The 8,072-nt window shown below is 71.8% G+C and carries 10 protein-coding genes; 4 read left to right on the forward strand and 6 right to left on the reverse strand.

Annotated elements, in window-relative coordinates:
• The 3 genes from ACRDP3_RS28135 to ACRDP3_RS28145 all read right to left on the reverse strand — a co-directional run.
• On the reverse strand, positions 1 to 259 hold a 259-nt coding region (locus ACRDP3_RS28135), incomplete at its 3' end, for an anti-sigma factor family protein (RefSeq protein ID WP_431519842.1).
• Positions 256 to 813 (reverse strand): sigma-70 family RNA polymerase sigma factor, encoded by a 558-nt coding sequence (locus tag ACRDP3_RS28140; protein ID WP_431519843.1) that lies wholly within the window; start codon positions 811 to 813, stop codon positions 256 to 258. The genes ACRDP3_RS28135 and ACRDP3_RS28140, both read right to left, overlap by 4 nt.
• 5 nt (positions 814 to 818) lie before the next feature.
• Positions 819 to 1,520 carry a YceI family protein gene (locus tag ACRDP3_RS28145; RefSeq protein WP_431519844.1) on the reverse strand — a complete coding sequence of 234 codons (702 nt, stop codon included), beginning with the start codon at positions 1,518 to 1,520 and terminating at the stop codon, positions 819 to 821.
• 211 nt (positions 1,521 to 1,731) lie between these two features.
• On the opposite strand from ACRDP3_RS28145, the gene ACRDP3_RS28150 reads away from it, so the two are divergent.
• Positions 1,732 to 2,190: a nuclear transport factor 2 family protein gene (locus ACRDP3_RS28150; protein ID WP_431519845.1), complete on the forward strand. Its 459-nt coding sequence runs from the start codon at positions 1,732 to 1,734 to the stop codon at positions 2,188 to 2,190.
• Between the two features lie 83 nt (positions 2,191 to 2,273).
• Here ACRDP3_RS28150 and ACRDP3_RS28155 read toward each other — a convergent pair whose 3' ends face one another.
• On the reverse strand, positions 2,274 to 3,080 hold the full coding sequence (locus tag ACRDP3_RS28155; RefSeq protein ID WP_431519846.1) for a class I SAM-dependent methyltransferase: 807 nt from the start codon (positions 3,078 to 3,080) through the stop codon (positions 2,274 to 2,276).
• A gap of 312 nt (positions 3,081 to 3,392) precedes the next feature.
• On the opposite strand from ACRDP3_RS28155, the gene ACRDP3_RS28160 reads away from it, so the two are divergent.
• The 3 genes from ACRDP3_RS28160 to ACRDP3_RS28170 all read left to right on the forward strand — a co-directional run bounded on the left by ACRDP3_RS28160 (position 3,393) and on the right by ACRDP3_RS28170 (position 5,745).
• Complete coding sequence (locus ACRDP3_RS28160; RefSeq protein WP_431519847.1) at positions 3,393 to 4,337, forward strand: D-2-hydroxyacid dehydrogenase family protein; 945 nt, start codon at positions 3,393 to 3,395, stop codon at positions 4,335 to 4,337.
• Between the two features lie 88 nt (positions 4,338 to 4,425).
• Positions 4,426 to 5,370, forward strand: a complete 945-nt coding sequence (locus ACRDP3_RS28165; protein WP_431519848.1) for a quinone oxidoreductase family protein — start codon at positions 4,426 to 4,428, stop codon at positions 5,368 to 5,370.
• A gap of 132 nt (positions 5,371 to 5,502) precedes the next feature.
• Positions 5,503 to 5,745 carry a DUF1876 domain-containing protein gene (locus tag ACRDP3_RS28170; RefSeq protein WP_431519849.1) on the forward strand — a complete coding sequence of 81 codons (243 nt, stop codon included), beginning with the start codon at positions 5,503 to 5,505 and terminating at the stop codon, positions 5,743 to 5,745.
• 35 nt (positions 5,746 to 5,780) lie between these two features.
• Here the strand turns inward: ACRDP3_RS28170 and ACRDP3_RS28175 are convergent, their stop codons facing one another.
• Both ACRDP3_RS28175 and ACRDP3_RS28180 read right to left on the reverse strand, forming a co-directional pair.
• The gene (locus ACRDP3_RS28175; protein ID WP_431519851.1) at positions 5,781 to 6,101 is read right to left on the reverse strand and encodes a DMT family transporter; all 321 of its coding nucleotides are present in this window, start codon (positions 6,099 to 6,101) and stop codon (positions 5,781 to 5,783) included.
• A gap of 74 nt (positions 6,102 to 6,175) precedes the next feature.
• Positions 6,176 to 8,072, reverse strand: a 1,897-nt coding sequence (locus ACRDP3_RS28180) for a PhoX family protein (RefSeq protein ID WP_431519850.1), incomplete at its 5' end; no start/stop codon positions are given.

Consider the following 8,072-nt stretch of genomic DNA (forward strand, 5'->3'; position numbering starts at 1 on the left):
CCTGCCGGGCGAGCCCGCGCAGCACCCGCGCGCCGTCGAGTTCGTGCAGGGTCGCCTTCTCATCGCTACGGTTCCGCACCGCGAGGGCGTCGTCGATGCTGAGCCTGCCGAGGATGCCGGGCATGCCCGCGAGATCGTTGACGGACCGCACGCAGACCTGGCAGACCTCCAGGTGCCGCTCGAACTGGAGCCGTTCCGGCACGGAGAGCGCACCGAGGACGTAGGCGGAGTCCCACTCGCGGTACGGGTCGGCGCTCATCGGGTGACACCCCTCTCCTGCAGTGCGAGCCGCAGGGCGCGCAGTCCGTAGTGCAGCCGTGACTTGACGGTTCCCTCGGGTATCTGGAGGCGCTCGGCGATGTCGGTCACCGTCCGGCCCAGGTAGTAGGCGTCGATGACCACGGTGCGGTGGTCGGCGGTGAGCGACTCCAGCGCCTCGGAGATCAGCATCCGGTCGAGGGTCGAGGCGGTGTCGTCGCCCGCCGCCGTCTCGGGCACGTCACCGACGGACCACTCGTGCTGATGACGGGCGCGGCGCCGGTCGTCGATGACGAGATTGCGGGCGACCGTGAAGAGCCAGGGCCGCAGCGCCTCGGCGGTGCCGTCGAGCACCTTGGGGTCCTTCCAGGCCCGGGCGAGCGTCTCCTGCACGATGTCCTCGGCGAGTTGGACGTCGCCGGTGTGCCGGTGCACGTAGCGCAGCAGGTCGGGGCCGTGCTGCTCGTGCAGCACGCGCAGTAGGTCGGAGCGGCGTACGGGCGACGCCGAGGACGCCACCGCCGACCGGATGCCGGGAAACGCCTTTCCACGCAACCTCCTCATGACGGTGCGGCCGACAGCGAGAACTCCACCGAGCCCTGCTTCTCGACCTTCACGTAGCCGAGGCTGGGGGCGCGTATGCCGTAGTCCTGGAAGGTGACCGGTATGCTCCCGACGATCTTCGCGCGGTCGGGACCCGCCTTCGCGCGGGCGGTGAAGGACACCGCGCGCCGGACACCGTGCACCGTGAGATCGCCGCGCAGCCGTACCGCGTGCGCGCGGCCGTCGGCGAGCGCCGCGACGTCGACCGGCTCCGTCAACGCGAACGTCGCCTTCGGATACCGGTCGGTGTCCAGCAGTTCCTCGCCGCGGAAGTAGGCGTCCCGGGTGGACTCCGAGGTCTTGATGCCGGCGACGTCGACGCTGAAGCGGGCCGTGGTCAGCTCGGCGTCCGCCAGCCGCAGCGCCCCCCGCACCCGGGAGGTGCGGCCGGTCACGGTCACGTCGTTGCCGCGCAGCACCTCCTTGACCCGGTAGCCCGCGAAGGAGGAACCACCCACCGTCCAGGCCCCGCTGAGCGCGCTCGCCGCGAACGGCCCGGACCCGCCCGCCCGCCCCTCGAGCTTCGGCGGCGCCTTCGTCTTCGAGTTCACCCAGGATGCGTAGAGAGGCGGCCCGGCCAGCAGTCCGGCCCCGGCCAGAACGACCGCCGCCAGCACGGCGATGAGGAGCTTCCGGCGTCGGCCCCGTCGCACGCTCATGAGTCCTCGATTCTCTCGTCCACCCTCGGCCACACCCACCACTACGGATGGCACGACGAATCGTTCAACGGTCCGGCGGATCGATTCCGCCGGCAGCGGCACGCTACTCCCGGCGGCACTTCCGGCGATCAGACAGCTGGTGCATCATCGACCCGCACGGGACGAAGGTGACCACCAGGACCAGGTGGTCGGCACAGAAAGGGACACCAGCATGAACGCTCGCCCACCGCTGCCCCCGTTCACCGCGCAGACCGCACGGCAGAAGGTCCAGGCCGCCGAGGACGCGTGGAACACCCGCGATCCGGAGAAGGTCTCGCTGGCGTACACCGAGAACTCGGTATGGCGCAACCGGGACACGTTCGTCACCGGCCGGGCGGCCATCGTGGAGCTGCTGACCGGCAAGTGGGAGCGGGAGCTGGAGTACGCGCTGCGCAAGGAACTGTGGGCCTTCGAGGAGAACCGCATCGCGGTGCGCTTCCAGTACGAATGCCACGACGCCGCCGGGCAGTGGTGGCGTTCGTACGGCAACGAGTTGTGGGAGTTCGACGAAAACGGCCTGATGGCCCGCCGGGAGGCCAGCATCAACGACGTCGCCATCGCGGAGGGCGACCGCCGCATCTTCGGCAGCCGCCCCGAGTCCGAGCACGGGAAGGGCATCCCCCTGCGCTGAGCGCGGACCGCGTACGGCTCATCCCCGTCTGCCGTGGCACTCCACGCCCCTAGGAGGCGAAGCCGGCCACGGCCGGCGCGGGGTCAGCGCGCGGCGCGGGCGGGCGCGTCGGCGTGGGTGACGCGGATCTTGGACTGGCCGTGCGGGAGCCGCTCCCAGTCGTCCATGAAGCGGGCGCCGAGTCCGTGCCTGCCGGCCAGCGTGACCAGGGTCGCGGTCCGGTAGTAGAAGTCCTCGCGCAGCACCTGGTGTTCGGCCCCCTCCGTACGGTCGAAGGTGAAGTCGAAGAAGCCGTCCGGGGCGAGGATGCGGCCGACGTGGGAAAGGCACTCCTCGATGACCTCGAGCGGTGAGTGCGAGAAGACGCTGTGCGCGTGCACGACGTCGAAGTGGGCGCTGGGCAGGAAGTCGAAGGTGAGGTCGCGGGTGAGCGTCAGGTGCGGCAGCTTCGACTGGAGCGCGTAACTGGTAAGGGTCTGCTTGGCGGAGAGGAGGATGTCCGGCGAGATGTCGATGCCGTAGTAGTTTCCGGCGTCCAGGTACCGGATGAACTTCCAGCCCGCGCGCAGGTTGCCGCAGCCGATGTCCAGCATCCGGTGGTCCGTGCGCAGCCCGTGCCCGGTGAGGTAGTCGATCTGCATCTGCCCCAGGGCCAGCCACCGGTCGTGGCTGCGGCTGCCGACCGCCGCCTCCGGATCGTTCGCGGTGTCGGCGGCCATCACCGCCCGGTAGTAGGCGATGTGGTCCCGGTGCTTGAGCCGCAGCCATTGATCCCTGAGGGCGCGGCGCAGGTACGGGGCGACGCGTGCCGGGTTCCGTGCCGCGTAGGTGAGCTTGTGTGACAGCCGCGAGCGGTTCGCGGCCAGCGAGCGAGCGGTCTTCACGGGCATGACGGAGTACCTCTTCTCAGGTGAGAGGTGGCGGGTGACGCGGGTGACGGGCCGGCCGCGGGGGGCCTCCGGCCCGCACGGGCACCGCGAGGTCCGTCTCCTGTGCGGGGGAGCGGTGGGCGGCCATGACCCGACGATAGGACGGCGGGTGCGCGCGGGCATCCGATTCGCCGGGGCCGGTGCGCAGCGAGCGGGCGCCGCCACGGACCAGGCGGCCTGCCGGGCGGGCTCGGTGGCCGCCCGGTTAGGGTCCCCCGTACGAGCCCGTTCGAGCCCGTTCCGGGTTCCGGTCCCCGGCAGGAAGGAGCGACCGTGCGCGTCGCCGTACTGGACGACTATCAGCAGGCCGCCCACCACTTCGCCGACTGGCAGGGGCTCGACGCGGACGTCACCTTCCTGCACGACCATATGGCGGACACCGACGTCCTGGCCGAAGCCCTGCACGGCTACGACGCGGTCGTCGCGATGCGCGAACGGACCCCGTTCACCGCGGACCGCTTCGCCCGGCTGCCGAACCTGCGGCTGCTCGTGACGACCGGCATGGCCAACCCCTCCATCGACCTGACGGCCGCGCGGCGGCACGGAGTGACGGTGTGCGGCACCCAGGGCTCGGCGCACGCGACGCCCGAACTCACCTGGGGTCTCATCCTCTCCCTGGTACGCCACATCCCCGCCGAGTCCACCGGGATGCGCGAGGGGCAGTGGCAGCACTCGATGGGCGGCGACCTGCACGGGCGCACCCTCGGCGTGGTCGGCCTCGGGCGACTGGGTACGCAGGTCGCCGCGATCGGCAACGCCTTCGGCATGCGCGTACTGGCCTGGAGCAGCAACCTCGACCCCGCCGAGGCACGGGGACGCGGAGCCGAACCGGTCAGCAAGCAGGCCCTCCTCTCCGAGGCCGACATCGTGACCGTGCACTACAAACTCAGCGACCGCAGCACCGGGTTGATCGGCCGCCGGGAACTGTCCTGGATGAAGCCCACCGCCTACCTGGTCAACACCTCGCGCGGCCCGCTCGTCGACACGGCCGCCCTCATCGACGCCCTGGTGGAGGGCCGCCTCGCCGGCGCCGGCCTGGACGTCTTCGACCAGGAGCCGCTGCCCGCCGACGACCCACTGCGCACGGCGCCGCGGACCGTACTCACCCCGCACCTGGGCTACGTCACCGAGGAGACCTACCGGGTCTTCTACGGCCAGGCGGTCGAAGACATCGCCGCCTACCTCGCGGGCACCCCGCTGCGCACGCTCACGCCCTGAGCCCTGAGGCCTGGCGCCTGGCGCCGCTTCCGGCGCGCGGGGCGGGCGGCACGGTGGAATAGTGCCGGTGAGGGAAGGTTGGGCGGATATGGCCGAGCGAGTGGTGGCCGGCTCCTACGGCGGGCCGGAAGTGCTGTCCCTGGTCGAGACCTCGGTCCCCGCGCCGGGCCCGGGCGAGGTGACGCTGCGGTCGATGTCGATCGGCGTCAACCCGGTGGACCACAAGCTGTACAGCGGCCTCATGGGCAAGGACCCGGCGGCGCTGCCGATGCCGGTCGGCCAGGAGGCGGCGGGCGTGGTGACCGCGGTGGGGCAGGGCGCCGAGGGACCGGCCGGGGCGGTGTCCGTGGGGGACGAGGTGATCGCGTACCCGGTGCGCGGCGCCTACGCGAGCGAGCTGACGGTTCCCGTGTCGAGCGTGGTGCCCAAGCCGTCCGAGCTGTCCTGGGAAGCGGCGGCGGGGCTGCTGCTGACCGGGGCCACGGCGGTGCACGCGCTCACGGTCGCCGGTGTGGGGGAAGGCGACACGGTCCTCGTGCACGGCGCCTCCGGCGGGGTCGGCCTGACCGCCGTTCAGCTCGCGATCGCGGCGGGCGCGACCGTAATCGGCACGGCGAGCGAGCAGCGCCAGGAGCTGGTCGCCCGGTACGGGGCGACGCCGCTGCGGTACGGGCCGGGGCTCGCGGACCGGGTGCGCGAGGCGGCGCCGGGCGGCGTGGACGCCGTGGTCGACACCGCGGGCACCAGGGAGGCGGTGGACGTCTCGCTCGACCTGGTGCCGGACCGGGGCCGGATCGTCTCCATCATCGCCTTCGACCGCGCCGACACCGGCATCAAACTGATCGGCGGCGGGCCGGGCGCCGACCCCGGCACGGAGATCAGGGCCGAGGCGTGGCGGCGGCTGGTCGACCTGGTGCGCCAGGGCGAGCTGGAGGTCGTGATCGGCCGCACCTACCCACTGGCGGAAGCGGCGGAGGCCCATCGCTTCCTCGCCGAGGGCCATCCCGGCGGCAAGGTGGTGCTGCTGCCCTGACGGGACCGGCACCGGCGGACGGCGCGACACACCCCGAATCACCCGGCATGTCCGCGCCTGCCGATACAATCACTCTGCGTAGTCACGGAATGACCGTGGGGACCACCCCCGCCCGAGAATGAGGTGTGCGTCGTGGCAGAAAAGCAGTGGAACGTCCAGGTCAAGATCACCGAGTCCGACCGGCTGACCGAGGCGGCGGCCACGCTCGTGGGGAACTCGTCGCCGCTGGTCGGTGAAGGCACGGCGCGCCGCAACCCGGCCGACGTGAACGTAGCGGCCATCGGCGACGAACTGGCCACGGCACGGGCGCTGAGCGACCTGTCCCATCAACTGCTGCACGCGGCCACCGAGATCGTCCAGGCGCACAACCGATAGCGGGGAGGACGTCCCCGACCGGGAGTGGCGCGCCCTCAGTGCAGCAGCTTGAGGCCGACCACGCCCGCGACGATCAGGAGCAGGCACAGCAGGCGGGCCGCGGTGACGGGGTCGCCGAGCACCGCCATGCCGTACAGGGCGGTGCCGACGGCGCCGATGCCGACCCACACCCCGTAGGCGGTGCCGAGCGGGAGGTGGGCGACCGCGTAGGAGAGGCCCGCCATGCTGAGCACCAGTGCGCCGACGAAGAGCACACTCGGCCACAGCCGGTGAAAGTTCTCCGAGGCCTGGAGCGCGGTGGCCCACACGGTCTCCAGCACTCCCGAGACGACCAGAACCACCCAGGCGAGACCCATGCTTCCGCTCCACTCACCGTTGACCGACAGCACCCGGCAGCGCCGGTTCCCCGTCCAGTCGATCACGGCGGTGGTCACGAGTCGCGCTGGACCCCGATGTCACCGCCGTCCGCACGCCAGACGCTGACGACCGACGGGCGTACGTGCTTGCCCGGCCCGTCCGGCCACGACGAGGCGGGCTTCTCCACGGTCGCCCCGTCCTCCTCGCCCGGGTGCTGCACGGAGACCAGCACGCGCCGGTCCTGCACGATCGGCCCGCAGGTCTCGGCACCGGCCGGTACGGTCAGGAACTGCCGCACCTCGCCTCGCCGCGTGCCCGCCGTGGCCACGCCGAACAGGCCGTCGTGCGCGCCGAGTTTGCTGTCGTCCGTGGAGATCCACAGATTGCCGTAGTCGTCGAAGGTGACGTTGTCCGGGCAGGAGATGGGGCTGACCTGGTCCTTGGGGAAGCCGCCGAAGTAGGTGACGGGGTCGTCCGGGTCGCCGCAGACCAGGAACAGCCGCCAGGAGAAGCGCCGGGCGGCCGGGTCGTCGCCGCGCTCGGCGAACTCCAGTACCTGGCCGTGCTTGTTGCCCTTGCGCGGATTGGCCTCGTTGGGGCCCGCCTTGCCCGCCGCGCCGCGGTCGGTGTTGTTGGTGAGGGCGGCGTAGACCCGGCCGGTGCGCGGGCTGGGCTCGACGTCCTCCGGCCGGTCCATCTTCGTGGCGCCGACCTTGTCACCGGCGAGCCGGGTGAAGACGTACACCTCCTCCGCCGTCATCCCCGGCACGTGCGAGTCCTCGCCGGTGGCCAGCGGAATCCAGCGCCCGCTCCCGTCGAACTCCCCGTCCGCGGGCAGTTTCCCCGAGCCGTCGATCTCCCCGTCCGGGCTGTCGCCGGTCAGCTTCGCGACGTAGAGCGTGCCCTCGTCCAGCAGCGTCAGGTTGTGCTCGTGGGCCGCGCGGCCGCCGCCGCGCCGCATCCGCTTCTTCGACACGAACTTGTAGAGGTACTCGAAGCGCTCGTCGTCGCCCATGTAGACCACGGCGCGGCCGTCGCGGGTCAGCCGGGGCTGGGCGCCCTCGTGCTTGAAGCGGCCGAGTGCGGTGTGCTTGCGGGGGGTGGAGTCCGGGTCGTACGGGTCGAGTTCGACGACCCAGCCGAACCGGTGCGGCTCGTGCGGTTCCTTGGTGACGTCGAACCGGTCGTCGAAGCGCTCCCACTTGCGTTCGGAGGCGGTGCCCTTGAGCGCGTAGCGCTTGAGACGCTTGCGGTGCTCCTCGTCGGTGACCTCGTCGGTGTTGGCGAAGTACTGGTCGACGTTCTCCTCGCCGTGCAGCGTCGTACCCCACGGAGTGGTGCCGCCCGCGCAGTTGTTGAGGGTTCCCAGGACCCTGGTGCCCTCCGGGTCGGCGGTCGTGCGCAGCAGGCGGCTGCCCGCCGCCGGGCCGGTGACCTCGAAGGGGGTGGTGACGGTGACACGGCGGTTGAGGTGGTGGCGCGGGACGGCGGTGAGGGCGCCGGAGCGGCGGTCCTCCTCGACGACGACGACCGACAGACCGTGCGCGGCCCAGCCGATCTCGGCCTGCTCGCGGGTGGGGTCGTCGGCGTCGTAGCCCGCGAACATCAGGATCTCGTCGGTGTATTCGTGGTTCGCGACCAGCAGTTGGCGCCGGCTCTCCCGCTCCAGCGGCAGCAGCGAGAGGAAGTCGTTGTTGTAACCGAACTGCGCCGCCTGCGCCTTCGCCGTCTGGCGCTCCGGGTCGAAGTCCGGTGCGCCGCGCAGGATCGGGTCGCCCCAGCGGATGACGATGTTCTGGTCGTAGCCCCGGGGGACGGTGACCTTGTCGGCGGTGTTCGGTGCGACGGGCGCGAAGCGCAGACCCTGGGCCGCCCGGCCTCGGGCCTCGCTCGCGCCCGCTCCCGCCCCCACGCCGCCGTCGGGCGTCGCCGCCGCGCTGTCGGACGCCCCGTACCCGCCGCCCGTACCG

The organism is Streptomyces sp. (genome assembly GCF_050698815.1).
GTDB lineage: Bacteria > Actinomycetota > Actinomycetes > Streptomycetales > Streptomycetaceae > Streptomyces.